This window comes from Pseudomonas sp. NBRC 111139 (assembly GCF_001753955.1).
GTDB lineage: Bacteria > Pseudomonadota > Gammaproteobacteria > Pseudomonadales > Pseudomonadaceae > Aquipseudomonas > Aquipseudomonas alloputida.
Genome location: NZ_BCBP01000027.1, coordinates 106,576 through 130,199 on the forward strand (window position 1 = coordinate 106,576; position 23,624 = coordinate 130,199).

The 23,624-nt window shown below is 62.0% G+C and carries 23 protein-coding genes and 2 pseudogenes; 11 read left to right on the top strand and 14 right to left on the bottom strand.

The genetic code is table 11. From position 1 onward, the window contains the following. Window positions 1-75 precede the first annotated feature (75 nt). The 6 genes from BJQ17_RS10300 to BJQ17_RS10325 all read right to left on the bottom strand — a co-directional run bounded on the left by BJQ17_RS10300 (window position 76) and on the right by BJQ17_RS10325 (window position 5,782). Window positions 76-750 (bottom strand): COG3650 family protein, encoded by a 675-nt coding sequence (locus tag BJQ17_RS10300; protein WP_070095986.1) that lies wholly within the window; start codon window positions 748-750, stop codon window positions 76-78. 88 nt (window positions 751-838) lie between these two features. Next, a complete protein-coding gene (locus tag BJQ17_RS10305; RefSeq protein ID WP_003254879.1) occupies window positions 839-1,540 on the bottom strand; it encodes an ABC transporter ATP-binding protein in 702 nt (233 codons plus the stop codon). Continuing rightward, a complete protein-coding gene (livG, locus tag BJQ17_RS10310; protein WP_003254878.1) occupies window positions 1,541-2,308 on the bottom strand; it encodes a high-affinity branched-chain amino acid ABC transporter ATP-binding protein LivG in 768 nt (255 codons plus the stop codon). Beyond that, window positions 2,305-3,561 (bottom strand): high-affinity branched-chain amino acid ABC transporter permease LivM, encoded by a 1,257-nt coding sequence (locus tag BJQ17_RS10315; protein ID WP_003254877.1) that lies wholly within the window; start codon window positions 3,559-3,561, stop codon window positions 2,305-2,307. The genes livG and BJQ17_RS10315 overlap by 4 nt, the downstream gene beginning before the upstream one ends. After that, window positions 3,558-4,481, bottom strand: coding sequence for a high-affinity branched-chain amino acid ABC transporter permease LivH (livH, locus tag BJQ17_RS10320; RefSeq protein ID WP_008097482.1), 924 nt, complete (start codon window positions 4,479-4,481; stop codon window positions 3,558-3,560). Before livH ends, BJQ17_RS10315 begins: the two co-directional genes overlap by 4 nt. 185 nt (window positions 4,482-4,666) lie before the next feature. Then, window positions 4,667-5,782, bottom strand: a complete 1,116-nt coding sequence (locus BJQ17_RS10325) for a branched-chain amino acid ABC transporter substrate-binding protein (protein WP_070095987.1) — start codon at window positions 5,780-5,782, stop codon at window positions 4,667-4,669. Between the two features lie 360 nt (window positions 5,783-6,142). Here BJQ17_RS10325 and BJQ17_RS10330 point away from each other — a divergent pair, with 360 nt between their 5' ends. Both BJQ17_RS10330 and BJQ17_RS10335 read left to right on the top strand, forming a co-directional pair. Further along, the gene (locus BJQ17_RS10330) at window positions 6,143-6,442 is read left to right on the top strand and encodes a DUF2288 domain-containing protein (RefSeq protein WP_003254872.1); all 300 of its coding nucleotides are present in this window, start codon (window positions 6,143-6,145) and stop codon (window positions 6,440-6,442) included. Between the two features lie 204 nt (window positions 6,443-6,646). After that, complete coding sequence (locus tag BJQ17_RS10335; protein ID WP_003254870.1) at window positions 6,647-7,534, top strand: NAD(P)-dependent oxidoreductase; 888 nt, start codon at window positions 6,647-6,649, stop codon at window positions 7,532-7,534. Here BJQ17_RS10335 and BJQ17_RS10340 read toward each other — a convergent pair. Further along, the gene (locus tag BJQ17_RS10340; RefSeq protein ID WP_070095988.1) at window positions 7,434-9,698 is read right to left on the bottom strand and encodes a bifunctional diguanylate cyclase/phosphodiesterase; all 2,265 of its coding nucleotides are present in this window, start codon (window positions 9,696-9,698) and stop codon (window positions 7,434-7,436) included. The genes BJQ17_RS10335 and BJQ17_RS10340 overlap by 101 nt on opposite strands. 276 nt (window positions 9,699-9,974) lie before the next feature. After that, the gene (rapA, locus tag BJQ17_RS10345; RefSeq protein ID WP_003254868.1) at window positions 9,975-12,821 is read right to left on the bottom strand and encodes an RNA polymerase-associated protein RapA; all 2,847 of its coding nucleotides are present in this window, start codon (window positions 12,819-12,821) and stop codon (window positions 9,975-9,977) included. 150 nt (window positions 12,822-12,971) lie between these two features. Here rapA and BJQ17_RS10350 point away from each other — a divergent pair, with 150 nt between their 5' ends. The 8 genes from BJQ17_RS10350 to BJQ17_RS10375 all read left to right on the top strand — a co-directional run bounded on the left by BJQ17_RS10350 (window position 12,972) and on the right by BJQ17_RS10375 (window position 18,372). After that, window positions 12,972-13,667 carry a M949_RS01915 family surface polysaccharide biosynthesis protein gene (locus tag BJQ17_RS10350; protein ID WP_004576201.1) on the top strand — a complete coding sequence of 232 codons (696 nt, stop codon included), beginning with the start codon at window positions 12,972-12,974 and terminating at the stop codon, window positions 13,665-13,667. Window positions 13,668-13,730: 63 nt separating this feature from the next. Beyond that, window positions 13,731-14,060: a hypothetical protein gene (locus tag BJQ17_RS10355; protein ID WP_003254865.1), complete on the top strand. Its 330-nt coding sequence runs from the start codon at window positions 13,731-13,733 to the stop codon at window positions 14,058-14,060. Window positions 14,061-14,127: 67 nt separating this feature from the next. Further along, a complete protein-coding gene (locus tag BJQ17_RS31620) occupies window positions 14,128-14,289 on the top strand; it encodes a hypothetical protein (protein WP_003254864.1) in 162 nt (53 codons plus the stop codon). Window positions 14,290-14,424: 135 nt separating this feature from the next. After that, window positions 14,425-14,541, top strand: coding sequence for a cytochrome c oxidase subunit CcoM (gene ccoM, locus BJQ17_RS32385; protein WP_003254862.1), 117 nt, complete (start codon window positions 14,425-14,427; stop codon window positions 14,539-14,541). A gap of 205 nt (window positions 14,542-14,746) precedes the next feature. Next, the gene (locus BJQ17_RS10360) at window positions 14,747-16,735 is read left to right on the top strand and encodes an FUSC family protein (RefSeq protein WP_004576200.1); all 1,989 of its coding nucleotides are present in this window, start codon (window positions 14,747-14,749) and stop codon (window positions 16,733-16,735) included. Further along, on the top strand, window positions 16,722-16,928 hold the full coding sequence (locus tag BJQ17_RS10365; RefSeq protein ID WP_003254859.1) for a DUF1656 domain-containing protein: 207 nt from the start codon (window positions 16,722-16,724) through the stop codon (window positions 16,926-16,928). Before BJQ17_RS10360 ends, BJQ17_RS10365 begins: the two co-directional genes overlap by 14 nt. A 12-nt stretch (window positions 16,929-16,940) precedes the next feature. Beyond that, window positions 16,941-17,810 (top strand): HlyD family secretion protein, encoded by an 870-nt coding sequence (locus tag BJQ17_RS10370; protein ID WP_019750623.1) that lies wholly within the window; start codon window positions 16,941-16,943, stop codon window positions 17,808-17,810. Between the two features lie 223 nt (window positions 17,811-18,033). Beyond that, on the top strand, window positions 18,034-18,372 hold the full coding sequence (locus tag BJQ17_RS10375; protein ID WP_003254855.1) for a DUF2025 family protein: 339 nt from the start codon (window positions 18,034-18,036) through the stop codon (window positions 18,370-18,372). Between the two features lie 14 nt (window positions 18,373-18,386). On the opposite strand, the gene BJQ17_RS32490 is transcribed toward BJQ17_RS10375, so the two are convergent. Next, the gene (locus tag BJQ17_RS32490) at window positions 18,387-19,187 is read right to left on the bottom strand and encodes a putative bifunctional diguanylate cyclase/phosphodiesterase (protein WP_375731036.1); all 801 of its coding nucleotides are present in this window, start codon (window positions 19,185-19,187) and stop codon (window positions 18,387-18,389) included. 74 nt (window positions 19,188-19,261) lie between these two features. Further along, entirely contained in the window at window positions 19,262-19,669 is a 408-nt protein-coding gene (locus tag BJQ17_RS32495; RefSeq protein ID WP_375731037.1) for a diguanylate cyclase domain-containing protein, read from the bottom strand. Here BJQ17_RS32495 and BJQ17_RS32500 point away from each other — a divergent pair. Next, entirely contained in the window at window positions 19,563-19,799 is a 237-nt protein-coding gene (locus tag BJQ17_RS32500) for a hypothetical protein (protein ID WP_375731038.1), read from the top strand. The two genes, BJQ17_RS32495 and BJQ17_RS32500, sit on opposite strands and share 107 nt — an antisense overlap. On the opposite strand, the pseudogene BJQ17_RS32505 reads toward BJQ17_RS32500, so the two are convergent. From BJQ17_RS32505 to BJQ17_RS31895, 4 genes and pseudogenes are all read right to left on the bottom strand, one after another. Beyond that, a pseudogene (locus BJQ17_RS32505) lies at window positions 19,760-20,977 on the bottom strand (CHASE4 domain-containing protein); the annotation flags it as partial. The gene BJQ17_RS32500 and the pseudogene BJQ17_RS32505 overlap by 40 nt on opposite strands. 51 nt (window positions 20,978-21,028) lie before the next feature. After that, on the bottom strand, window positions 21,029-22,102 hold the full coding sequence (locus tag BJQ17_RS10385; protein WP_003254853.1) for a diguanylate cyclase: 1,074 nt from the start codon (window positions 22,100-22,102) through the stop codon (window positions 21,029-21,031). Between the two features lie 281 nt (window positions 22,103-22,383). Next, window positions 22,384-23,280 (bottom strand): formate/nitrite transporter family protein, encoded by an 897-nt coding sequence (locus BJQ17_RS10390; RefSeq protein WP_003254852.1) that lies wholly within the window; start codon window positions 23,278-23,280, stop codon window positions 22,384-22,386. Window positions 23,281-23,370: 90 nt separating this feature from the next. Continuing rightward, window positions 23,371-23,624: pseudogene (locus BJQ17_RS31895) on the bottom strand (hypothetical protein); the annotation flags it as partial.

A 23,624-nucleotide genomic window follows, 5' to 3' on the forward strand; every position in this document is an offset into this window, starting at 1 on the left:
GGCCGGCGGCTTTACACAAACCGCCAAGTATAAGCTGTTAGACGCCCTGACTGGCAGGATAAAAGCGCCCGGCGATCAGTTGTCGCGCGCACCACCGTAGTAACCGCAGCCGCGCAGGGTCTGGCCGTCGATGCGCAGTTCGGCGCTCAGGTGGTGGATGGCGCCGGTGGCGCTGTCGACGCAGCGTTGCGGGGCGACCCACAGTTCCACGTGCTGGCCGTTGGCTTCGCTGGTCAGGGTCAGGCCGCCGCCGGGCACTTCTTCTTCGAGAAATGGCAGTGGCAGCGGGTCTTTGCCGATGCGGTTGAGCACCATGCCCTTGCCGCTGGCCTTGATGTCCCAGTCCGGTTCATGGCCATTGGCGCGCAGGGTCAGCTGCTTGAAGTTGGGGTCGTCGCAAGCGCGGGTGGAGGGTTCCAGGCGGTACAGGCGGCTGACTTCCAGCTGGCCGTCGTTGTCGGCCTGCTTGGCGCCCGTGAGGCGACCGCGCACGTCGGCGAACAACTTGGCATTGGCGTCCTTGGCCAGGTTGGCGGACTCCTGCAGGATGCCGGTGCCGGCGACGTCGTTGATCACGAAGCGGCGTGCTTCGCTGCAGGGCATGAACAACAGGCGGCCGCCGTTGGCGCTCAGTTCGCCCTGCATGCGTGTGGTGCCGATGTTCGGGTCACGGGGCTGCTCGGCCAGTAGCTGGCAGCCAGCGAACAGCGGCAGCAGGGCACTGAGCAGCAGGGTAGGGGTGAGGCGCATGGGGCGGGCTCCGGGGAATCTTTGCCAAAGAGCTGGCCACGATACACGTCCTGCGGGCAGAAAAAAGGGCCCGAAGGCCCTTTTTCATTCAACCCCCCAGGTAGGCATCGCGCACCTTCGGGTCGGTCAGCAGTGCCTCACCGGTGCCCTGCATCACCACCCGACCGTTCTCCAGCACATACGCCCGGTCAGCGATCTTCAGCGCCTGGTTGGCGTTCTGCTCCACCAGGAACACCGTCACGCCATCGCGGCGCAGCTGTTCGATGATGTCGAAGATCTGCTGGATGATGATCGGCGCCAGGCCCAGCGAAGGCTCGTCGAGCAGCAGCAGCTTGGGCTTGCTCATCAGCGCCCGGCCGATGGCCAGCATCTGCTGCTCGCCACCGGACATGGTGCCGCCGCGCTGGATGTAACGCTCTTTCAGGCGCGGGAACAGTTGCAGGACCTTGTCCAGTTGCTCCTGATAGTCGCCCTTGTCGGTGAAGAAACCGCCCATGGCCAGGTTTTCCTCGACCGTCAGGCGCGCGAACACGCGACGGCCTTCCGGCACTACCGCGATGCTTTTGCGCATGATGTGCGAGGAGGGCTGGCCGACCAGCTCTTCACCCAGGTACTTGATGCTGCCGCTGTGCGCCTGCGGCGAGCCGCACAGGGTCATCAGCAAGGTCGACTTGCCGGCACCGTTGGCGCCGATCAGGGTGACGATCTCGCCCTGGTTGATCTCCACGTTGACGCTGTGCAGCGCCTGGATCTTGCCGTAGAAAGTGGAAACGTTTTCGAACTTCAGCATTTACGCTTCCCCCAGGTAGGCTTTGATCACGTCAGGGTTGTCGCGGATCTCCTCCGGCGTGCCATGGGCCAGGGGGGTACCCTGGTTGATCACCACGATATGGTCGGAAATGCTCATCACCAGCTTCATGTCGTGCTCGATCAGCAGCACGGTGACGTTGTGCGACTCACGCAGGTAGGCGATCAGAGCCTTGAGGTCTTCGGTTTCCTTCGGGTTCAGGCCGGCTGCCGGTTCATCGAGCATGATGATGCGTGGCTGGGTCATCATGCAGCGGGCGATTTCGAGGCGGCGTTGCTGCCCGTAGGCGAGGGTGCCGGCCGTACGGTTGGCGAACTCGGTCAGGTTGACCTTCTCCAGCCAGTACTGCGCGCGTTCCATGGCCTCCTTCTCGCTGCGGCGGAAGCTCGGTGTCTTGAACAGGCCGGCGAAGAAGTTGGTGTTGAGGTGGCGGTGCTGGGCGATCAGCAGGTTTTCCAGTGCGGTCATTTCCTTGAACAGCCGCACGTTCTGGAAGGTCCGCACCACGCCCTTGCGGGCGATCTGGTGGCCGGCCAGGCCCTGAATCGGCTGGCCATCGAGCAGGATGGTACCGCCGCTGGGCTTGTAGAAGCCGGTCAGGCAGTTGAACACGGTGGTCTTGCCGGCGCCGTTCGGACCGATCAACGCCACCACCTGTTTTTCCTTGACGGTCAGGGCCACGCCGTTGACCGCCAACAAGCCGCCGAAGCGCATGCTCAGGCCGCTGACTTGCAGAATTTCGCGGCTCATCGACGCAGCTCCATGTGTGGACGTTGCATAGGCAGCAGGCCTTGCGGACGCCAGATCATCATCAACACCATCAGCGCACCGAACATCAGCATGCGGTATTCGCTGAACTCACGCATCAGCTCAGGCAGCAGGATCATCACGATGGCCGCGAGAATCACGCCCAGTTGTGAACCCATGCCACCCAGCACGACGATGGCGAGGATGATCGCCGACTCGATGAAGGTGAACGACTCCGGCGTCACCAGGCCTTGGCGCGCGGCGAAGAAGCTGCCGGCGAAACCGGCGAAGCAGGCACCCAGGGTGAATGCCGAGAGCTTGATCACGGTCGGGTTCAGGCCCAGTGCACGGCAGGCGATCTCGTCTTCACGCAGGGCTTCCCAGGCACGGCCGATCGGCATGCGCAGCAGGCGGTTGATCACGAACAACGCCAGCAGGGCCAGCAGCAGGGCCACCAGGTACAGGAAGATGACCTTGTTGATCGAGTTGTATTGCAGCCCGAAGAACTCGTGGAAGGTCTGCATGCCCTCGGCCGCACGGCGTTCGAAGGTCAGGCCGAAGAACTCCGGCTTGGGGATGTTGCTGATGCCGTTGGGGCCGCCGGTCCAATCGGTGAGGTTACGCAGGAACAGGCGGATGATCTCACCGAAACCGAGGGTCACGATCGCCAGGTAGTCACCACGCAGGCGCAGCACCGGGAAGCCGAGCAGGAAGCCGAAGGTGGCAGCCATCAGGCCGGCAATCGGCAGGCACACCCAGAAGCTCCAGCCCAGGTAATGCGAGAGCATGGCGTAGCTGTAGGCACCGACGGCATAGAAGCCTACGTAGCCGAGGTCGAGCAGGCCCGCCAGGCCGACCACGATGTTCAGGCCCAGGCCCAGCAACACGTAGATCAGGATCAGCGTGGCGATGTCGACCGCACCGCGAGAGCCGAAGAACGGCCATACCAGTGCCATCACGATCAACCCGATGATGACGTAGCGCTGGGTCTTGGGCAGGGTGAGGTAGTTGCTGACTGCCGGGGGGATCAGCTTGCGATCCGATCGGCGGCCCATCACCGAACTCCACTGCTTGTCGAACAGCACGCGCAGGAACATCAGCACCGAACACACGGCGATGATGCTGATGGTGAACGAGCCCTGACTGTGCACGACCAGGCTGATCCCGTCGATGCTCAGTTTCAGGCCCAGTACCGGGAAGGCCACGGCCCACACCAGCAAGGCGCTGAAGAACGCCTGTTTGAGATTTCTGTTCATACTTTTTCAACCTCCGGGCGGCCCAGGATGCCGGTCGGCCGGAATAGCAGGACAAGAACCAACAAGCCGAATGCCACCACGTCCTTGTACTGGTCGCCGAAGATATCGGCACCGAACGCTTCGGCCACGCCCAGCACCAGCCCGCCGAGCATGGCGCCCGGGATGCTGCCGATGCCACCCAGTACCGCCGCGGTGAAAGCCTTCAGACCCACCAGGAAACCGGCGTTGGGGTTGATCACCCCGTACTGCATGCTCAGCAGCACGGCCGCCACGGCAGCCAGGGCGGCACCGATGACGAAGGTGAGGGCGATGATGTTGTTGGTGTTGATGCCCAGCAGGTTGGCCATCTTGATGTCCTCGGCACAGGCGCGGCAGGCGCGGCCCAGGCGGGAACGAGAGATGAACAGGGTGAGCAGGGTCATGGCCACCAGGGTGACAACGAACACCAGGATTTGCATGTAGCTGATCAGTACTTCTTCAGCACCGCCTGGCCCGAAGGAGAAGCTCCCGGGGATCAGGTTGGGGATGGACTTGTCCTTGGAGTCCTGCGAAAGCAAGACCGTGTTCTGCAGGAAAATCGACATGCCGATGGCGGAAATCAGCGGGATCAGACGGTTGCTGTTGCGCAGGGGGCGGTAGGCAACCCGTTCGATGCTGTAGCCATAGGCACTGGTGACGAAGATCGTCGCGACGAAGGCGACGGTCATCAGGATCGGCAGCGAATGGATACCCATCATGGCCAGGCCCGCCAGGGCAATGAAGGCCACGTAGGAACCGATCATGTACACCTCGCCGTGGGCGAAGTTGATCATGCCAATGATGCCGTACACCATCGTGTAGCCGATGGCGATCAAGGCATAGGTGCTGCCGATGGTCAATCCATTAACCAGTTGTTGGAAGAAATGGTAGATCTCAGGCATTACAGCGCTCCTAAAAACCTGATTTGCATTTCACTGGCAGGGGTACGGCCAGGAAACCGCGGGTGACGGTTTTAAGATTTTCAGGTGAGCCTGCCCCCGGATCGCGGGGATCGGGCCCATGAACCTCATAAAACGAAGCCCACTGCTCGCACAGTGGGCTCGTAGGTCAGCTATTAGTCACGCAGTTACTGAGGGGAGACTTCGGTCTTCGGCTTGCCGAAGTGCCATTCGTAGACCACGAACTTGAAGTCTTTCAGGTCGCCTTTGTCGTCGAACGACAGTTCGCCGGTCGGGGTCTTGAAGGTGCCTTTGTGGATGGCCTCGGCCACCTTGTCGGTATCATCGGAACCGGCTTTCTTGATGCCTTGAGCGATCAGCTCGACAGCCGAGTAGGCAGGGAATACGAACGGGCCACTTGGGTCCTTGCCGTCAGCCTTGATGGCGTCGACGATCTTCTTGTTCGCCGGGTCTGCGTCGAACGATTTCGGCAGGGTGACCAGCAGGCCTTCGGAAGCGTTCTGGGCGATCTGCGAAATGGAGTCGTTGCCCACGCCTTCCGGCCCCATGAACTTGGCTTTCAGGCCTTTTTCCTGAGCCTGGCGCAGGATCAGGCCCAGCTCTGGGTGATAGCCGCCGTAGTAGACGAAGTCGACGTTGTTCTGCTTGAGCTTCTGGATGATCGAGGAGAAGTCCTTGTCACCGGCATTCAGGCCTTCAAAGACGGCAACCTTGGTGCCTTTCTTCTCAAGGGTTTGCTTGACGGCGGTGGCCATGCCTTCACCGTACTGCTGCTTGTCGTGCAGGACGGCAACGACCTTCGGCTTGACGTGGTCGGCGATGTAGTTGCCGGCGGCCGGGCCCTGGGCGCTGTCCAGGCCGATGGTGCGGAAGATCAGCTTGTAGCCACGGGCGGTGATTTCCGGCGAAGTGGCGGCCGGGGTGATCATGATCACGCCTTCGTCTTCGTAGATGTCGGACGCAGGCTGGGTGGAGCTGGAGCACAGGTGGCCGACCACGAACTTGACGCCGTCGTTGACCACTTTGTTGGCGACTGCCACGGCCTGTTTAGGGTCGCAGGCGTCGTCGTATTCCTTGGCTTCGAGCATCTTGCCATCCACGCCGCCCGCGGCGTTGATATCCTTGATGGCTTGCTTGGCGCCGATGAACTGCATGTCGCCGTACTGGGTCACAGGACCCGTCTTGGGACCGGCGATGCCGATCTTGATGGTATCGGCGGCAAACGAATGGCTGGCTACCCCGGCCAGTACCATTGCGGCGAACAGCTTGGAAATCTTGATCATAGTGCTCCACTCATTCTGTTGTAATTCTTATAGTCCTGGCGGCCAGGGCTACAGACCGGGCGGGATTTGCGGCGTGGCCATGCCAACGCGCTAGCCCACCTTCCCCCGGAACATGTCCCGGAACTGTACCGGTACAGTGTAGAGCGCTGTTCGAGCGCTTGAAAAGCGGTCGAAAAGTGCGTCTTTCCTGCGTTGTCGCTTGATCGACAGAAAGATACAGAAAGGCGCCATCAAACTGCCTGCATCTGCGATCCCGCCCCACAACTTCGGGGTCAATCGACCAAATTACATATTTGAAACCGGGTTTTTCTGCAAAAATGCCGGCCTTTTTTATTGACCGATTTTTTGCGGATACCACCCATGACTGATCAAACAAGCACCCTCTATGCCAAATTGCTTGGCGAGACGGCAATCATCGAGTGGAAAGCGCTGGAGCGTTTTTGGGCCAAGGGTGACCTGATTTGGGTCGACCCCTGCCTTGACCTGATCGCCGTTGCTGAGGCGATGGCCGAGAATCGCAGCGAGATCTTCGCCAAGTGGCGTAGTGATGGCACTGTTGGGCCGGTATCGGCCGAGCAGGCATTGGACCTGCAAAGCCGCGACCCAGAGATCTGGGCGGTGGTGGTTTCGCCGTTCATCGTGATACAGGTGAAGGGCTAGGAAGAAGCGTGATCTTTTTTGGTGCGCAAAAATACGCATCAGCTCCGTTTTGGTGCTTGAAAGCGATCAAGGCGGGTAGAGGGAAGTAACAATTCGGCGTGGCGGTAACAGTTTACGGGATGCGTAATGTGGCCGCCGTTCTGGCAGGCGCCAACGGAATCGTAGCCCGCCTGGGAAATGTTCGAATCAGTCAGGAGTTTATCGATGAGCACTGCACTACCTTCGCTTGGATTCGCCGGCATCGGCCTGATGGGCCTGCCCATGTGCCGCCGCCTGCTGGCAGCGGGCTATCCGCTGACGGTATGGAACCGCAGCCCGGACAAGTGCGCCGCACTGGTCGCTGCTGGCGCGCGCCTGGCCAGCAGCCCGGCCGAATTGTGCCGTGACAGCGACATGGTATTACTGTGCCTGGCCGACACGGCGGTGGTGCGTGAGGTGGTGTTTGGCGAGCAAGGCATTGCCCAGGGCGGGCGCAGCGGCCAGTTGCTGATCGATTTCTCTAGCCTGGAACCCACCGCCACCCGTGAAATGGCTGCCGAACTGGCAGCACTGTGCGGCATGGCCTGGCTGGATGCACCTGTCTCTGGCGGTACGCCCGGTGCCGAAGCGGGCACGCTGGCGATCATGGTGGGCGGTGAAGCGGCCGATCTGCAGCGTGCACGCCCGGTGCTGGAGGTGCTTGGTCAGCGCGTGACGCATATGGGCGCGGTAGGCACGGGACAGGTGACCAAGGCGTGCAACCAGATGATCGTCGCGTGCAATGCCCTGGTAATTGCAGAAGTGGTGGCATTGGCCGAACAGTCGGGCGTGGACGCGACGTTGATCGCTGAAGCGCTGGCGGGTGGCTTTGCCGATTCCAAGCCATTGCAGATTCTTGCGCCGCAAATGGCCGAGAGCCGCTTCGAGCCAATCAAGTGGCACGTACGCACGCTGCTCAAGGACCTCGATGGCGCGGTCAAGTTTTCCCGCGAGCAAGGCTCGGCGACGCCGCTCAGTGGCCTTGCCGCGCAACTGATGCGCTTGCACGGTAGCCAGGGTTACCTGCAAAAAGATCCGGCGACCCTGGTTGAGCTGTACCGCAACAAGGTGTGATCCGGCTGCTCTGGCGCTGCAACCGCTCCAGCAGTGGGCGCAACTCGGCCAGCGGTACGGGGTGCCCCAACAGGTACCCCTGCAGGTAGTCGCAGCCATGGCTTTCGAGGAACGCCCGCTGTTCGGCAGTTTCCACGCCCTCGCTGACTACCCGCAGGTGCAGCGTATGCGCCATGGCGATGATCGCCTGGACAATCTCGCGGTCTTTCTGGCTGCCCGGTACATCCTGCAGAAAGGTGCGGTCGATCTTCAGCACATCCAATGGCAGGCGCTTGAGGTAGGCCAGTGACGAGTAGCCGGTACCAAAGTCATCGATCGAAAGTGCCACCCCCAAGGCTCGGACGCGTTTGAGCAGGCTGACCGTGCGCTGGATATCGCCCACCAAGGCGTTTTCGGTCACCTCCAGCTCCAGGTGGCGCGGCGCAAGGCCGGCGTGGAACAGCGCCTTTTCAACTTCGTTGGGCAGTTCGTCGTGGCTGAGGGTGACTGCCGAGCAATTGACCGTGACCTGGACCTCGCCGTAGCCGTGGCGCTGCAAGTGGGCCAGGTCGGCACAGGCATGGCGCAGCACCCACAGGTCCAGGTCGATGATCAGGCCGTTGGCTTCGGCAATGCCGACAAAACGGTCGGGCCCGAGCAGGCCATGTTGAGGATGCTGCCAGCGTACCAGCGCTTCCAGTTTGGCCACTTGCCCACTGCGCAGGTCAAAGATCGGCTGGTAGTGCACACACAGCCCGCGCTCTTCAAGCAGTGCCAGGCGCAGCTCTTCTTCCAGTTGCAAGGCGATCGACGCGCGAGCCTTGAGGCTGTCATTGAAGAAATTCAGGCTGTTGCGCCCGTTCTCCTTGGATTGGTAGAGGGCCAGGTCGGCATGCTTGAGCAGCTCTTCGGCTGTGCTGCCATCGTCCGGGAAGATACTTATACCAATGCTGGTGGTCATGACCATGCGCCGCCCGCCCAGGTCGATGGGTTCTTTCATCCGTTGCATGATGCGCTGGGCCAGGTGGCGGGCTTCGTCGCGGCTGTTCAGGCTGGTGACCACACAGAACTCGTCGCCACCAAAGCGCGCAACCAGGTCGTGGTTGCGGGTAGCGGCCTTGATGTGGTGGGCGATCACCTTGAGCAGCTCGTCACCGGCATCGTGGCCAAGGCTGTCGTTGATACGCTTGAAATGGTCGATGTCGAGAAACATCACGGCCAGGCGGTTTTCGCTGGCCTGAGTTTCGACCAGGCGCTCGGCGAACACCTGGTTGAATCCGCGGCGGTTGAGCAGGTTGGTCAGGGCATCATAGTGCGCCGCCTGCTGCAGCGAAGCGCGGGCCTGGTCCAGTTGGCTGAGCAGTACGCTGACCCGGCGCAGGTCGTGCTCCTTGCTTTGCAGCTTCTTGTCGGCCAGTGCGGCGCTGATGCTGGCGCCACTGATCAGCAGGGTGATGAAGCCGATGCCCAGTCCCAGCTGCAGGCTGTTGTCGCCAGACGGCAGGCGCAGTGCGGTATCGGCAGGGATGATCAAGGTCATGGCCGACATCGCGGTGAAATGAGTGGCGACGATGCCGCCCGCCATCAGCAGGCTGGCGCCGTACTTCATGGCCTGGTACAGGGTGCCGCTGCCATTGCGCAAGTAGCGGGCCAGGTACAGCGAGGTCAGGGCGGTGAGCAGGGCAATGGCGGCAGAGGCAAGTAGCAAGCCGGTTTGGTAGTACTGGCGGGCACCCGTTTCCATCGCGGCCATGCCGACAAAATGCATGAGGATGATGCCCAGGCCGATCAGCCCTGCGCTCAGCACGAAGTGGTGCGCGCGCATCTTGCTGCGTTCGAGGCTGTGCATGGCCAGCCAGGCCACGCCCAGTGCGATGAGCAGCGAAAGAATGGTCAGGGATACGTCGTAGTGCACGTCCACCGGGGCCCGAAAGGCCAGCATGCTGATGAAGTGCATGGCCCATATGCCGCCTGCCAGGCAGCAAGCTCCAAGCATGTTCCATTGCCGGTGGGCGGTGGGGTCGTCGCTGTGGGACTGGCGCTCGGCCATGTCGAGGGTGGCGAAACAGGCCGCGCAAGCAACGAAATAGGCGAGCAGAACCAAGAGCGGTTCATGACGGCAGTCGATGACGATGCGCCCGGTTGCGGGAAGATCGGCGAACAGTTGCAGCCCCAGCCATTCCATGGAATGCCTCTTGATCGAGTTTTCACTCGTCTGCGCTACAACCCTGTGCAGACTGTCCAGAGGCAGTATAGGAAGGAGTGCTTAAGCCTTCCTGACTAATGGCACAATGATTTCTACGATTTGGTTATAACTCCAATCGCAGTGAGAAATAAATTTGGGGCCCTGATGCCTTCCTGTGGGAGCGGGCGAGCCCGCGAAGCATCCACTGCGGTGGATGCCACCGGCTTCGCCGGTGTTCGCGGGCGTGCCCGCTCCCACAAGGGCGCGGGGACTGCGTTAGCCAGCCACCAGCACGCGAATGGCTTCCAGGCGCAGGGCGGCCTTCTCCAGCATTGCCAGGCCATCTTCGCGCCGCTTGCGCAGGGCGTCGATTTCGCTGTCACGCACACTTGGGTTGACCGCTTGCAATGCCACCAGGCGCGCCAGCTCTTCGTCGGCCTCGGCTGTCAGGCGGCGCTGGGCTTCGGCCACGCGCTCGTTGTGGGCCGGCAGGATCTTCTCCTCGCCGCCACTGATACGCTTGGCCAGCACATCGCGCTGGGCCTGGACGAACTTGTTGGCGCTGGCGCGCGGTACGCTCTCGAGCTGGTCGTTGAGGGTTTCGAAGGCCACGCGTGACGCCAGGTCGTTGCCATTGGCGTCGAGCAGGCAGCGCAGTGCCGCCGGCGGCAGGTAGCGGCCCAGTTGCAGGCTGCGGGGTGCCACCACCTCGCTGACGAACAGCAGTTCAAGCAGTACGGTGCCTGGTTTGAGCGCTTTGTTCTTGATCAACGCCACGGCGGTGTTGCCCATCGAGCCTGACAGCACCAGATCCATGCCACCCTGCACCATCGGGTGCTCCCAGGTGAGGAACTGCATGTCCTCGCGTGACAGCGCCTGGCCACGGTCATAGGTGATGGTCACGCCTTCATCGTCGCCCAGCGGGAAGCTGGCATCGAGCATCTTCTCGCTCGGCTTGAGGATCAGTGCGTTCTCGGAATGGTCTTCGCTGTCGATGCCGAAAGCGTCGAACAGGGTTTCCATGTAGATCGGCAAGGCGAACTGGTCGTCCTGTTCGAGAATGGCCTCGACCAGCGCCTGACCTTCGCCGGCTCCGCCGGAGTTGAGCTCCAGCAGGCGGTCACGGCCAGTGTGCAGTTCGGCTTCCAGGCGCTCGCGCTCGCTGCGGGCGTCGGCCACCAGGGTATCCCAGGCCTTGTGATCGCCGCCTTCCAACAGCGGCAGCAGGCGTGGGCCGAACTGGTGCTGCAGGGCATTGCCGGTGGGGCAGGTGTTGAGGAAGGCGTTGAGCCCTTCGTGGTACCACTGGAACAGGCGCTCTTGCGGGCTGTCTTGCAGGTACGGGATGTGCAACTGGATAGTGTGCTTCTGACCAATCCGGTCAAGGCGGCCGATGCGCTGTTCGAGCAGGTCGGGGTGCGCTGGCAGGTCGAACATCACCAGGTGATGAGCGAACTGGAAGTTGCGGCCTTCGCTGCCGATTTCCGAGCAGATCAGGACCTGGGCGCCAAACTCTTCATCGGCAAAGTAGGCAGCGGCACGGTCGCGCTCGAGGATGCTCATGCCTTCATGGAACACCGAGGCCGGGATGCCGGAGCGCACGCGCAGGGCGTCCTCCAGGTCCATGGCGGTTTCGGCGTGGGCGCAGATCACCAGTACTTTGGTGCGCTTGAGCATCTTCAGGGTGTCGATCAGCCAGTCGACGCGTGGGTCGAAACGCCACCAGCGCTCGTCATCGGCCACTTCACCCTGGGCCTGGAAGGCAACTTCCGGGTACAGCTCGGCATGCTCGCCGGCTGGCAGGTTGCGGTATTGCTCGGGCGTGGCCAGCGGGTAGGGGTGCAACTGGCGCTCGGGGAAGCCCTGAATCGCCGCACGGGTGTTACGGAACAGCACGCGTCCGGTGCCGTGGCGATCCAGCAGTTCGCGAATCAGCCGGGCGCTGGCCTGGGTGTCGCCGTCGCTGACCGCAGCCAGCAGGGCTTCGCCTTCGGCACCCAGGAAGCCCAGGATGGTGGCGTGGGCCTTGGGCGACAGGCGGCCCTCGTCGAGCAGTTCCTGCACCGCCTCGGCTACCGGGCGGTAGTGCTCGCTTTCTGCGCGGAAAGCGGCCAGGTCGTGAAAACGGTTGGGGTCGAGCAGGCGCAGGCGGGCGAAGTGGCTGTCCTGGCCCAGCTGCTCGGGGGTGGCGGTGAGCAGCAGTACGCCCGGAATCACTTGGGCCAGTTGCTCGACCAGGCCGTATTCGGCGCTGACCTGGTCTTCGTGCCAGACCAGGTGGTGGGCTTCGTCGACGACCATCAGGTCCCAGCCAGCGGCAAACAGTGCGTCCTGGGCCTTTTCGTCGTCGACCAGCCACTCCAGGGCAACCAACGCCAGTTGGGCATCCTCGAACGGGTTGCTGGCGTCGCTTTCGATGAAGCGCTCGGCGTCGAACAGCGCCACTTGCAGATTGAAGCGCCGGCGCATTTCCACCAGCCACTGGTGCTGGAGGTTTTCCGGCACCAGGATCAGTACGCGGCTGGCGCGACCCGACAGCAGCTGGCGGTGAATGACCAGGCCGGCTTCGATGGTTTTGCCCAGGCCCACTTCGTCGGCCAGCAGAACGCGTGGGGCGCTGCGGTCGGCGACTTCGCGGGCAATGTGCAGTTGGTGGGCGATGGGCTGTGCGCGGCAGCCGCCCAACCCCCACAGTGCCGACTGCATCTGCTTGCTGGTGTGCTGCAGGGTGTTGTAGCGCAGGCTGAACCACGACAGTGGGTCTATCTGCCCGGCGAACAGGCGGTCGCTGGCCAGGCGGAACTGAATGAAGTTCGACAACTGGGTTTCAGGCAGGGTGCGAGGCTGATTCTGCCCGTCCAGGCCGTGGTAGACCATCAGCCCGTCGATGTCCTCGACTTCGCGTACGGTCAGCTTCCAGCCTTCGAAGTGGGTGATCTGGTCACCTGGCGAGAAGCGCACGCGGGTCAGCGGCGCATTGCGCAGGGAATACTGGCGGGTGTCGCCAGTGGCCGGGTAGAGCACGGTCAACAGGCGGCCATCCTGCGCCAGGATGGTACCCAGGCCGAGCTCTGCTTCGCTGTCGCTGATCCAGCGTTGCCCCGGTTGATACTGCTGCGCCATACTGCCTGAACTCCCGCGATGAAAAAGCCGATTATGTTAACGGATCGGCCGGTCAGACCAAAGTGCCGAGAGCACCGAAAGGTATCGAAAGGCACAGTCTAGTCGTTTCATCGCCCTGCACAGCGCCGCCGATGAGGGCCCCGGATCAACATGTCTGCCAAGCACCGCTGGATCAGCGCTTCGATGGCCGTGGGCAGCCTGGTGCTGCTGAGCGCCTGCGAGCAGAAAAACTTTGAGACATTGCCCCCCATTCCGATGGAGCAGCTTGAGGTACTGGGCGTGCAGACGCCGATAAAGAGCGTGCACTTTCGTGACAGTGACGGCGAAGGGCTGTTGGTCCTGAGCCGCAGCGATGGCCAGGCCAGCGACCTGGAAAGCGAACAGGAAGTGGACAAGGTGGTGCTCAAGGCCACCTTGTACGGGCGCACGGCCGAGAACGACACCTTCAAGGCGCGTTGGCAGGTCGAGCAGGAAACGACCTGCCCGGGGCTGGACCTGGACGTGGACTTCTATAATGACGTCAGTGATGTGAGCGACCTGAACAAGAATGGGGTGGCCGAGATAACGGTGGCCAGCCATGCGTTCTGCGGCGGCGGTATCGACCCGCATGACATCGCCATCGAGATGCGTGAAGGGCAGGCCAGTTACACCATTACCGGCCAGTCGCTGATCACCCCGGCGGGCGAGGAACCGATCGGTGGTGAGCGCGAGGACAGCGCTTCGCTGAAAGCCGCGCCACAGGTGTTACGCGATCATATGGATGCGGTTTGGCAACAGGTGTACAAGCGGCCCTGGAGCGAGGCCAGCCCGCCAGTCGACGACGAGCCGGGTGACGAAGCCGAGTAAATGTTGTCCATGACATCAAGGTAAAGCTTCGCCTGCCGATACAGGGGGTATAGGAGAACGTCCATGCTGCCGCCGATCATTCCGCTCAGTGCCGCCCCGGTCACCTCGCAACAGGACCCGGTCAAGCCAACCCCCGACATCAAGCCGGTGGTGCCGACGCAGCCTGCGTCCGGCGAAAGTGCCATTGACCTCAAGCGCCAGCGCGACCCGCAGGAGCAGGTATTGTTGCTGCGCGATGAACAGCGCCGCCAGCAGCAACGCCGCAATAAGGGCGAGCAGGAACGCTACGATGCCGTCCCGGGTGACGAGGTCAATGCCGACAATACCGTGCCGGTAGCGCCATTGATGGGCGAGCATGTACGCCAAGGACTGCTGGTGGACATCGAAGTCTGATACGGGGCTGGTCAGCGCCTGCGCCTGGCTTCATCATGCAATTCTCTGTTGATCGTCGAGCCCACCCATGAGCCAAGACAACCTCATCGATTTCGATGCCGAACGTGCCAAGCGCGTCCACGACCTCAAGGAAAAGCGGCTGAACGAAATGCGCAATGCTTTCGAGCAGGCCCTGCCTTTGAGTACCAGCAAGAAAAAGAAGCCCAAGGGCAAACCTAAGAAGCGTTGAAACTTGACGCAGGTCAACCCTGCGCCCCCCTCGCGTGCCCGGCCTCGGGCACCATTGACACTGATCAATTTTCCCCGCCGCCACATTGGTTAACGTGTACCCATCGGACAACGGCAAACGAATGGGGAGGCCAGCATGTTCTTCGACAACGTGGTTATCGCCGGTGTGGTAACGGTCGGGCTGATGGTCGCCTTCTTTGCCGGTCTGGGCATTTTCATCTGGAAGGACTCGAACAAGCGCAAGCCGCGCTGACCTTCCGGGTACACGAGCACGCAAGGCATTTAGGGCGACTTCGGTCGCCCATTTTTTTTGCCTGCATTTTTTATTGCCTGAGCTGTCCCTCTCGGTGCAGGCCCATCGCATATACATGATTAGCTAGCTAATTAATCGTTTCCGCTTTATTCTGCTCATCATTGTCTATCTTTTCAGCAAGACTTTTCCCCGCAAGGTCCGCCTCGTGCCCATCACCTTTCAGGCCCTGTTCGCGCCCAACAGCCTCGCCCTCAAGTTTGCCATCAAGACCCTGCTCGGTGGCGGCCTGGCGTTGTGGCTGGCGATGCGCTGGGGGCTGGAGCAACCCTCCTGGGCATTGATGACTGCTTTCATCGTCGCCCAGCCGCTATCGGGCATGGTGGTGCAGAAAGGCTTGGCGCGGTTAGCCGGCACGTTGGTCGGCACAGTCATGTCAGTGCTGTTCATCGGCCTGTTCGCCCAGACCCCCGGGCTGTTCCTGCTTGCCTTGGCGCTGTGGCTGGCCCTGTGTACCGCCGCGTCCACCCAGTTGCGCAGCGCCTGGGCCTATGCTTTCGTGCTGGCCGGCTACACCGCAGCGATCATTGCCTTGCCGGCCATTGACCACCCCCTGCAGGTATTCGACCAGGCCGTGGCGCGCTGTACCGAGATCTGCCTGGGTATTTTCTGTGCAACAGCCAGCAGTGCCTTGCTCTGGCCCATGCGGGTCGAGCAGCAACTGGGCGGGCAGGCACGGCAGGCCTGGCAGAACGGCCTGCAGGCCGCCAGAGCCATGCTGGGCGGAGAGGACGAGGCGCGCAAGGGCCTGCTGGAAAGCCTGGGACGCATCGTTGCCATCGACAGCCAACGTGAGCATGCCTGGTTCGAGGGCAATCGCGGGCGCCAACGTGCCCGTGCCATTCGTGGCCTTAGCCAGAAACTGCTGGTGCTGTTGCGTATTTCCCGTTCGGTGCGCCGCCAGTGGCGGCAACTGGATGAGTGTGAGGTCGAGCACTTGACGCCTTGGTTGCAGGAAGTGCGTACGCTGCTCGACCAACCCGACCAGCCCAGCCTGTTGTTGTTGCGTCAGCGTATCTGGGATGCCGCACACGACGAGCAGATCAGTTCGGCGGAGCACTTCTGCCTGGCGCGCATGGCCCTGCTATTGGACTATGCCATGGCCGCCAGCCAGGCACTTGAGGATGTGGAGGCGGGCAGGGCGCCCAAGGACGTGTCCCAGGGGCTGGCCGTGCACCGAGACTGGTCGCTGGCCTTGCTGTTCGGCTCGCGCAGTGCGCTGGCCTTCCTGGTAATGAGTGGTTTCTGGCTGGCCACGGCCTGGCCTTCGGCACCGGGTGGCCTGGTGCTGACCTGCGTGGTCTGCAGCCTGTTCGCCAGTCGCGAAAACGGCGCACAGATCGGCCTGAGTTTTCTGCGCGGGATATTCCTGGCGATACCGGCGGCGTTTCTGGTCGGGCAGATCATGCTGCCGCAATGGAGCAGCTTCGCCATGCTCTGCCTGGGCATGGGCGTGCCACTGTTTCTTGGTGCACTGGGCATGGCCCATCCGCGTACCGGGGCTACGGCCACTTCCTATTGCCTGCACTTCATTGTGCTGGTGTCGCCGCTGAACGCCATGCAGTTCGGCGTGGCGACCATGTTGAACAGTGCCTTGGCCATGCTGGTGGGGGTGTCGGCAGCGGTCATGGCCTTCCGCTTGCTGGTGTTCCGCCACCCGGCCTGGCTGGGCCGGCGCTTGCGTGCTGCAACGCAGAACGACTTGGTGCGCCTGACCCGGCGCGACCTGCGCGGGGCTGACAGCTGGTTTGGCGGGCGCATGGCCGACCGGCTGATGCAACTGGCGCGGCATGCCAGTGAATTACCGGAAGGCGAACGCAAACGCTGGGATGACGGCCTGCACGGGCTGGATATCGGCGACGAACTGGTGCACCTGCGCATGTGCCTGGCGGTCGCCCAGGCCCCTTTGGGGCGGGCCGAGCGCGAGTACCTGCAACACGTGGAGGCAGTGCTGGCCAAAGGGCCGGCTGCCGGGCGTGGGCAGCGGCTGGATGCTGCCAGTGAGCAGTTCATTGCAGCCTTGCGTCGGTTGCCAGCCAGCGACCCGCTCCGGCTGGCCGAGGGGGCGGTGCTGCAATTGCAGAAAAGCTGGGGCAAATGGTGCCGCTGGCAGGAGGATACCCATGGGTTTGCGTGAGTGGGAAGTGGGCGGTGTGCTGCTCAGCCCGTTTCTGCTTTATGTGTTGTTGGCGCTGCTGCTCACCGGCCTGCTGCGCCTGGTGGTGCAGGCCACACCGTTGGGGCGCTGGATCTGGCATGAAGCGCTGTTCGACGCAGCGCTGTTCGTCTGTGTGTTGTTCCTGGTGGTACGCCTGCTGGGAACTTTATAAAGGAGTGTTTCGATGCGTGCGGCCGTACGTATTCTGGTGACCCTGTGTGTGGTGGCCCTGGCCGTGTTGGCCGGCTACCAGCTGTGGCAGTACTACATGCTCACCCCATGGACGCGCGATGCCCGTGTGCGCGCCGATGTGGTGGTGATTGCGCCTGACGTGTCTGGCTGGGTTCGCGAACTCAAGGTTCATGACAACCAGCAGGTCAAGGCTGGCGACCTGTTGATGAGCATTGACCGCGAGCGCTTCCAGGCCGCGTTCGATCAGGCCAGCGCGGTGACCGAGACCCGCGCCCAGCAATTGCGCTTGCGCGAGCGTGAAGCAGCCCGGCGTACTGCCTTGGGGCCAGAGGCGATCAGTGCCGAGTTGCGTGAAAACGCCCAGATCAATGCCGCCATCGCGCGTGGCGAGTTGCATGAGGCCGAGGCGCAGTTGCAGGTGGCCAAGATCAACCTGGCGCGCAGTGAGGTGCGGGCACCGCGCAGCGGGCATATCACCAATCTGCGTCTGGCCGAAGGCAATTATGTGAACACCGGGGAATCGGTGATGGCGCTGGTGGATGATTCGACGTTCTACATCCAGGCCTATTTCGAGGAAACCAAGCTGCCGCGCATTCGCGTTGGGGACACTGTGAAGGTGTGGCTGATGGGCACGGGTGAACCGATGCAGGGGCACGTGGAGAGCATCAGCCGCGGCATCACCGACCGCAACAGCAACCCGGACAGCCAGTTGCTGCCGGAGGTAGAACCGACCTTCAACTGGGTGCGACTGGCCCAGCGCATACCGGTGAGGATCCGCCTGGATCAGGTGCCGGAAGGGCTGACCTTGAGTGCGGGGATGACGGCGAGTGTGCAAGTGCACGAGGACCGCGACCCGCAGTGATGGTGCTGCCTCAATAGACAGAAATGTAACGTTCGAAGCGGTACAGCCGGGTCGTGTGGTGAAGGCAGTCCAGCTCCAGTACGCCGACGACGTCGGGCAGACACGAAAAAACTTGGCGAGCGGCCCGCCAGTTGCGTTAGGCTGCCGCTGTGAGTTGCCCGACAGAGGCAACCCTTCTTCCGCCAGGCGTGCGTATCTTCCGATTTCATTGCGAGGTTACGTCATGGCCATCACTTCCCAGGATATCTGCAACGCCGCCGATCAGCTAAAGGGCTTTGTCGGTTTTCACGGCAAGCGCGGTGTTCATATCGTGCGTTTCTCCGAGGACGCGTTCGGCATGGACGTGGCCGACGCCAGTATCACCCCCTGCAGCGAGTTTGTCTGGCGGCCCGAGCAAGGGCAGCGCATGGCGTTGTGCCGCGAACGGCTGTCGCTGTTGCTGGATCAGCATGTGGATGACCGCTTGAACATTGGTGAACCGCTGCGCGCCTACCTGCGCCGCTGTGATCTGCCCGAAATCGTGGCGCAGCGCAGCCTGCAGCAGCACACCCAGTCTGTTTAGGAGCAAGGCCGCGTCTACAAGGGCTGTGCAGTGCTTTGGGAGGTTTGGTGCAACAACGCCGCCAATCCGGCGCTGTCCAGGGGCATGCTCAGGTAATAGCCTTGCACTTCATGGCAGCGATCGTTTTCCAGCGCCTTGAGTTGATGTTCGCTTTCCACGCCTTCGGCTGTCACTGTCAGCCCCATCGCCTCACCCAGGTTGATGATGGCCTGGACCACAGCGCGGTCGCTGCCGCCGTTGTTGTTCAGGCCGCTGATGAAGCGTTTGTCGATCTTGATGCTGTCGAACGGGTAAGTACGCAGGTAGCCCAACGACGAATAGCCGGTGCCGAAATCATCCATGTTCAGGCGCACCCCTAGCTCCTTGAGCGACAGCATGGTGCCTAGCGCGCCCTCGATGTCGTTGAGCATCACGTTCTCGGTAATCTCCAGTTCCAACCGCTGGGCGGGGAAGGCCGTGTCGAGCAAAATTTCGCGCACGTCGGCTACCACATCGCTGCGCAAGAACTGCGCAGGCGACAGGTTGACCGAAACCAGCACGTCGGCTGGCCAGTCATGGGCAGTGCGGCAAGCTTCGCGAAGCACCCAGCGGCCCAGCGCAACAATGATGTCGCTCTGCTCGGCCAACGGAATGAAGGTGTCCGGCCCCAGTAACCCTTCCTGTGGATGCCGCCAGCGCACCAAGGCCTCGACCGCGACGATACGCAGGTCGTCGAGGCGGTAGCGCGGCTGGTAATGCAACTCGAACTCCTCATTGCGCAGGGCCCGGCGCAGGTCGTTCTCCAGCTGGCGGCGGTACTGGATCTGCTGGTTCATTTCGGCAACGAAGTAGCGCCATGTGTTCTTTCCATCGGCCTTGGCCTGGTACAGGGCGATGTCGGCGCAGCGGATCAGCTCACCTCACCTGCATCGAAGCCCTGGTTACGCGTCTGGGCAACGCCAATGCTGGCACCGATGTGCAGCGGCTGGCTTTCGAAGACGATGGGTTGCTGCAGCAGGCCGATCAGGCGCGCACAGAAGCGGTCGATCTCGCTGCTGTTGTCCATGCCGCTGAGTACCAGGATGAACTCGTCGCCGCCCAGACGCGCGACCAGGTCGCCATCGCGGGTGGTGTCGCGCAGGCGCGTTGCCACTTCTTGCAGCACGGCATCTCCGGCGGCATGACCGAGCGAGTCGTTGATCGGCTTGAAGTTGTCCAGGTCCAGCAGCAACAAGGTCAGCGGCGGCGAGTCACTGCCGCGCAACAAGGCCTGCTCCAAGTGCCGGGCGAGTTTGTTGCGGTTGGCCAGCCCGGTCAGTGGGTCGTGCAGCGAAAGATGCTGGATGCGCGCGTGGGCGTCGACTTCGTCGGTGATATCACTGGCGGTACCCCGAAAACCGATGGCCTTGCCATCGCGCCAGATAGCGCGGGCGGATATCCGGCAGTAGCGGTTCTGGCCATTCTGGTCGCGGTAAGTGCAGCGCAGGTTGGCCAGTTGCTGCGGGTCGGCGGTTGCCAGGGCGTCGAGCCAAGGTGACAGCGGCGTGGTATCGCAGGCCAGCAACTGGTTGAGCGGGTGGCCCAGCCAGCCGTCTACCGGGTAGCCGGTGACGTTGGCGAAGCGTTGCGACAGGTAGGTCAGGCGTTGATGCCGGTCGGTTTCCCAGATCCAGTCGGATGCCGACTCGGCCACCGCGCGGAAACGCTGCTCGCTGGCCTCCAGGGCCTGGTTGCTTTGTTGCAGATGCACGAGCGTGAGGCCGATTGCCCGGGAGCTGCGCAAGGCATGACGGAACAGGTACAGCATCACCAGGCCAAGTATCAGTAGTGCGCACAACAGTGCTGGCAACACTGCCCGCAGCATCTGACGCCCCGGCAGTGGGCTGTTCCAGGTCAGATGGTAGCCGGTGTCGCCCAGGTCGATGCGCAGGTGGCTGTGATCCTGCATATCCTCCTTTTCCACGTGCATGCCCGTCAGGCCGGCGCCGTGGCCCAACTGCGCCAGTTTGCTTTCGTTGAGCTGGTCAATGAACAGCATCACTGGCGCTTGGCTCACCTCGCTGTCGGTAACCTCCCGGTCCGGGCGCACGGCTGCTGCACTGAGTGCGGCCGGCCAGCCATTGAACAGCACGAAACGGGTGATTTGCTCGCGTGAAACTGCCGCTGCACGGGCTTGTTCGATGATCGGTTGCAGCGGTGTGTCTATATAGGTGTTGGCACCTGCCTGGCTGGGCTGGCCTTTGAACAAGGCATAGGTGGTGCGGTCGTTTTCCACTACGAATACCCCTTCGTAGCCGCTGGCGCTGTACAGCGACTCGCCTATGTTTTTTTCCTCGTAGGCCCATTGCCAGTCGGCTTGGCCCGACAAGTGCTCGAAGGCTGCATCCCATACGGCATAGCTGGACAGAAACTGGCGCGAGGCGAGCAGCCGTTGTTCCAGCGCCTGGTTCGCATGGAAGGCGCTACGCTGGCGCTCCTGTTGGTCGAGTGTACTGGCGATATTGAACAGAGCGCCGAGAATGACCAGGCAAGCCAGGCCGAACACTGCGCTGAAACCGGCAATGAGGTGGCGCACCTGAAAGCGCGGTGTGGGGCTAGCGGGTGGAAGCTTGGCGGTCCTGGCCATGCGCGAGCGGCTCCTTCAGGCAACCTCCCGCCAGGCAGTCAGGAAGGAGGTTCAATCAGAATAGGCCAGCCTGAGCGCGGCAGCTTCACTGCGGGCAAAATTGACCTGATCGCGGCCAGCGTGCTTGGCGATGTACAGCGCCTTGTCTGCCTGTTCGAGCCAGTGTTCGGGGGACTCGAGGTTGGCCTCGAAGGGTGACAGGCCGATACTCAGGCTGATGCGCAGGTGCGGTAACTGTGGGTTGCGGTAGCTGGAAACCCGCTCGCGCAGACGCTCCATGACTTGGCAGGCCTGGGCTTCACTGATTTCGGGTAGGATCACGCAGAATTCGTCGCCGCCGTAACGCCCGGCCTGGTCGCCCTCGCGCAAACTGCGCCGCAGCTCAGCGCTGAGCTGGCGCAGTACACAGTCGCCGACCACATGGCCAAAGGTGTCGTTGATGGTCTTGAAGTGATCGATGTCGATCAGGGCAATCACCGCGTGCTCCTGTCGCTGCTTGCACGCCTGGAACTTGAGCTGCAGCAGGTCCTTCCAGGCGCCGTGGTTGAACAGCCCGGTCAGGCTGTCGGTGAGGCTCAGGGCGCTCAGCCGGCGCTTGTGGTCGCCCAGCTTGATCGCAAGCTGGTAGCACACCCAGCCCAAGGCCAGTGGGTACAGCGCCAGCATGGGCAGGCACGCATAGACCTGCAGGGGCGTGGCGATCAATTGCAAGCCAGGGCCAAGCAGCAGGATGGCGGTGAGCATGCCAGCCAGTTGCGCCAGCGCTCCGCGAAAGACCATGCGCTTGCCGCCGGCGGCGACGTTGTTCATCGTCATCATCGACAGCACGGTCACGCTGGGTAGCGGGTTGAAGTGCATGGCGGCAGTCCAGAACCCGCCCATCAGCGAGTCCAGCAGAAGGTTGCGCTGTTCCGCCTGGTAAGGCGTTGTCGAGCGGGCAGCCCACTGGTAGGCCACGTGCGGCCACAGCAAACCATTGAACAGTACTAGCAGCCATGCCCAGGAGGGGGGCGACAGCGGCGCAATCGCCGCCATGACAGTGAACAGGCCGATTCCCAGGCCAATGACCCGCGGCAGGTAGATGCGCTTGACGAATGAAAGCCCTTTGCCGATGCGATTGTCCATAATGCTGATCTTCTTCTGCCGGTGTACCGTTCATCGCATAATTCGGATGAATATTGTTGAACAGTGTTACATCGGCGAGAAATGACCTTACAAGCCAATTCACGGTTGATTCGATCACTGTGGTGGGCCGTCGATAACCAGGCTCAGGTGCGACTGGGCGCGCCGCGGACGGGAGCGGGTTAACCTGGAGTCACCGCATGGCGGGCAGAACGGATGTGTAGCCCTGGCCCACGAGTAAGCAGGGCCAGGGGCATGAGCTCACCGTAGCGGCACGCTGAGTATCATTTTGGCTCATGTCTGCTGCGCGCGGACTGGGGCTGGTCGTCGTTCAGAAGCCGCGAGGGTGGTTTGCCACTGTCACTGCGCACTTGCGCATGGCTGATCAAGGCGAAGATGAAACTGCCACCGATGATGTTGCCCGTCAGCGTCGGCAGTGCAAATTCCAGCCAGAAACGGCTCCAGGTTTCGTCGCCAGCCCACACCAGGTAGGACACTTCGACTGACCCCACCACTATATGAGTGAAATCGCCAAGGGCCATCAGGTAGGTGATCATCAGAATGATCCAGATCTTGGCGTGCTCCATTGAAGGGATCATCCAGACCATGGTGGCAATCATCCAGCCTGAGACTATGCCCTTGGCGAACATCTGGCTGATGTCGTTCTTCATTACCTTGCGACCGACCTCCAGGAATGCCACATCGGTCTTGCTGTCGAAGATCGGCAGTTCCAGCATCACCCAGGCTACCAGCAGGGTGCCTGCCAGGTTGCCAAACAACACCACGCCCCAGAGGCGTAGCAGTCGTCCGAAGTTGGCCAGCGTAGGGGCGGTCATGACGGGCAGCACGGCGGTGAGCGTATTTTCGGTGAACAGTTGCTGGCGTGCCAGGATCACGGCAAGAAAGCCCGCACTGTAGCCGATGCTGGCGACCACCTGGGCACCATCGCCTTCCGGCAGGCGGGCGTAGAATAGCCCCATGGCCATCAACGACAGCCCCATGGACAGGCCGGCGGCAAGTGCCGACCACCACAACGCGGCAAGTGTACGTTCCAGTTCCTGGTCGCCCTGGTAGCGAATGATTTCGTGCAGCACAGCCGCCCGCGGCGGTTGGCTGTGGCTGACCTCCTGCTCTTCATCTGCAGAGAGGCCGGGGGTTTTCTCGCTTTGCCCATCGCTCATGGCCGCTACGCTCCGTGGTGTGTTTCTTTACAGATCCACGGCGCTTTCATTAGTTGCCGGTTAGCGGCAAAACGTTGATGGAAAAGTTTTTCAGAACAAGGTGTTGACTCTGATTTCAAAGCGCGTATTATTCGCCTCCTCGCAGCGATGAACGCTTCGGGGCAAGCGGTAAGTTGTTGAAGTTGTTAGCTTTCGAAAGAAAGCGGTGGTAAAAAACTTCAAAATAAACGCTTGACAGGCTCTGAGGAAAGCGTAGAATGCGCGCCTCGGTTGAGACGAAAAGCTCTTAACCAAACGCTCTTTAACAAATTGAATCAAGCAATTCGTGTGGGTGCTTGTGAGTG

Excerpts from the sequence above, each read along its gene's own strand:
- livH (WP_008097482.1), bottom strand. The coding sequence starts at position 4,481 with ATGCCTGAGATCTACCATTTCTTCCAACAACTGGTTAATGGATTGACC.
- BJQ17_RS10300 (WP_070095986.1), bottom strand. The coding sequence starts at position 750 with ATGCGCCTCACCCCTACCCTGCTGCTCAGTGCCCTGCTGCCGCTGTTC.
- BJQ17_RS10355 (WP_003254865.1), top strand. The coding sequence starts at position 13,731 with ATGCTGCCGCCGATCATTCCGCTCAGTGCCGCCCCGGTCACCTCGCAA.
- BJQ17_RS10390 (WP_003254852.1), bottom strand. The coding sequence starts at position 23,280 with ATGAGCGATGGGCAAAGCGAGAAAACCCCCGGCCTCTCTGCAGATGAA.
- BJQ17_RS10335 (WP_003254870.1), top strand. The coding sequence starts at position 6,647 with ATGAGCACTGCACTACCTTCGCTTGGATTCGCCGGCATCGGCCTGATG.
- BJQ17_RS31620 (WP_003254864.1), top strand. The coding sequence starts at position 14,128 with ATGAGCCAAGACAACCTCATCGATTTCGATGCCGAACGTGCCAAGCGC.
- BJQ17_RS10330 (WP_003254872.1), top strand. The coding sequence starts at position 6,143 with ATGACTGATCAAACAAGCACCCTCTATGCCAAATTGCTTGGCGAGACG.
- BJQ17_RS10305 (WP_003254879.1), bottom strand. The coding sequence starts at position 1,540 with ATGCTGAAGTTCGAAAACGTTTCCACTTTCTACGGCAAGATCCAGGCG.
- BJQ17_RS10385 (WP_003254853.1), bottom strand. The coding sequence starts at position 22,102 with ATGGACAATCGCATCGGCAAAGGGCTTTCATTCGTCAAGCGCATCTAC.
- livG (WP_003254878.1), bottom strand. The coding sequence starts at position 2,308 with ATGAGCCGCGAAATTCTGCAAGTCAGCGGCCTGAGCATGCGCTTCGGC.
- BJQ17_RS10340 (WP_070095988.1), bottom strand. The coding sequence starts at position 9,698 with ATGGAATGGCTGGGGCTGCAACTGTTCGCCGATCTTCCCGCAACCGGG.
- BJQ17_RS10365 (WP_003254859.1), top strand. The coding sequence starts at position 16,722 with ATGGGTTTGCGTGAGTGGGAAGTGGGCGGTGTGCTGCTCAGCCCGTTT.
- BJQ17_RS10325 (WP_070095987.1), bottom strand. The coding sequence starts at position 5,782 with ATGATCAAGATTTCCAAGCTGTTCGCCGCAATGGTACTGGCCGGGGTA.
- BJQ17_RS10370 (WP_019750623.1), top strand. The coding sequence starts at position 16,941 with ATGCGTGCGGCCGTACGTATTCTGGTGACCCTGTGTGTGGTGGCCCTG.
- BJQ17_RS10350 (WP_004576201.1), top strand. The coding sequence starts at position 12,972 with ATGTCTGCCAAGCACCGCTGGATCAGCGCTTCGATGGCCGTGGGCAGC.
- ccoM (WP_003254862.1), top strand. The coding sequence starts at position 14,425 with ATGTTCTTCGACAACGTGGTTATCGCCGGTGTGGTAACGGTCGGGCTG.
- BJQ17_RS10375 (WP_003254855.1), top strand. The coding sequence starts at position 18,034 with ATGGCCATCACTTCCCAGGATATCTGCAACGCCGCCGATCAGCTAAAG.
- BJQ17_RS32490 (WP_375731036.1), bottom strand. The coding sequence starts at position 19,187 with ATGAACCAGCAGATCCAGTACCGCCGCCAGCTGGAGAACGACCTGCGC.
- rapA (WP_003254868.1), bottom strand. The coding sequence starts at position 12,821 with ATGGCGCAGCAGTATCAACCGGGGCAACGCTGGATCAGCGACAGCGAA.
- BJQ17_RS10315 (WP_003254877.1), bottom strand. The coding sequence starts at position 3,561 with ATGAACAGAAATCTCAAACAGGCGTTCTTCAGCGCCTTGCTGGTGTGG.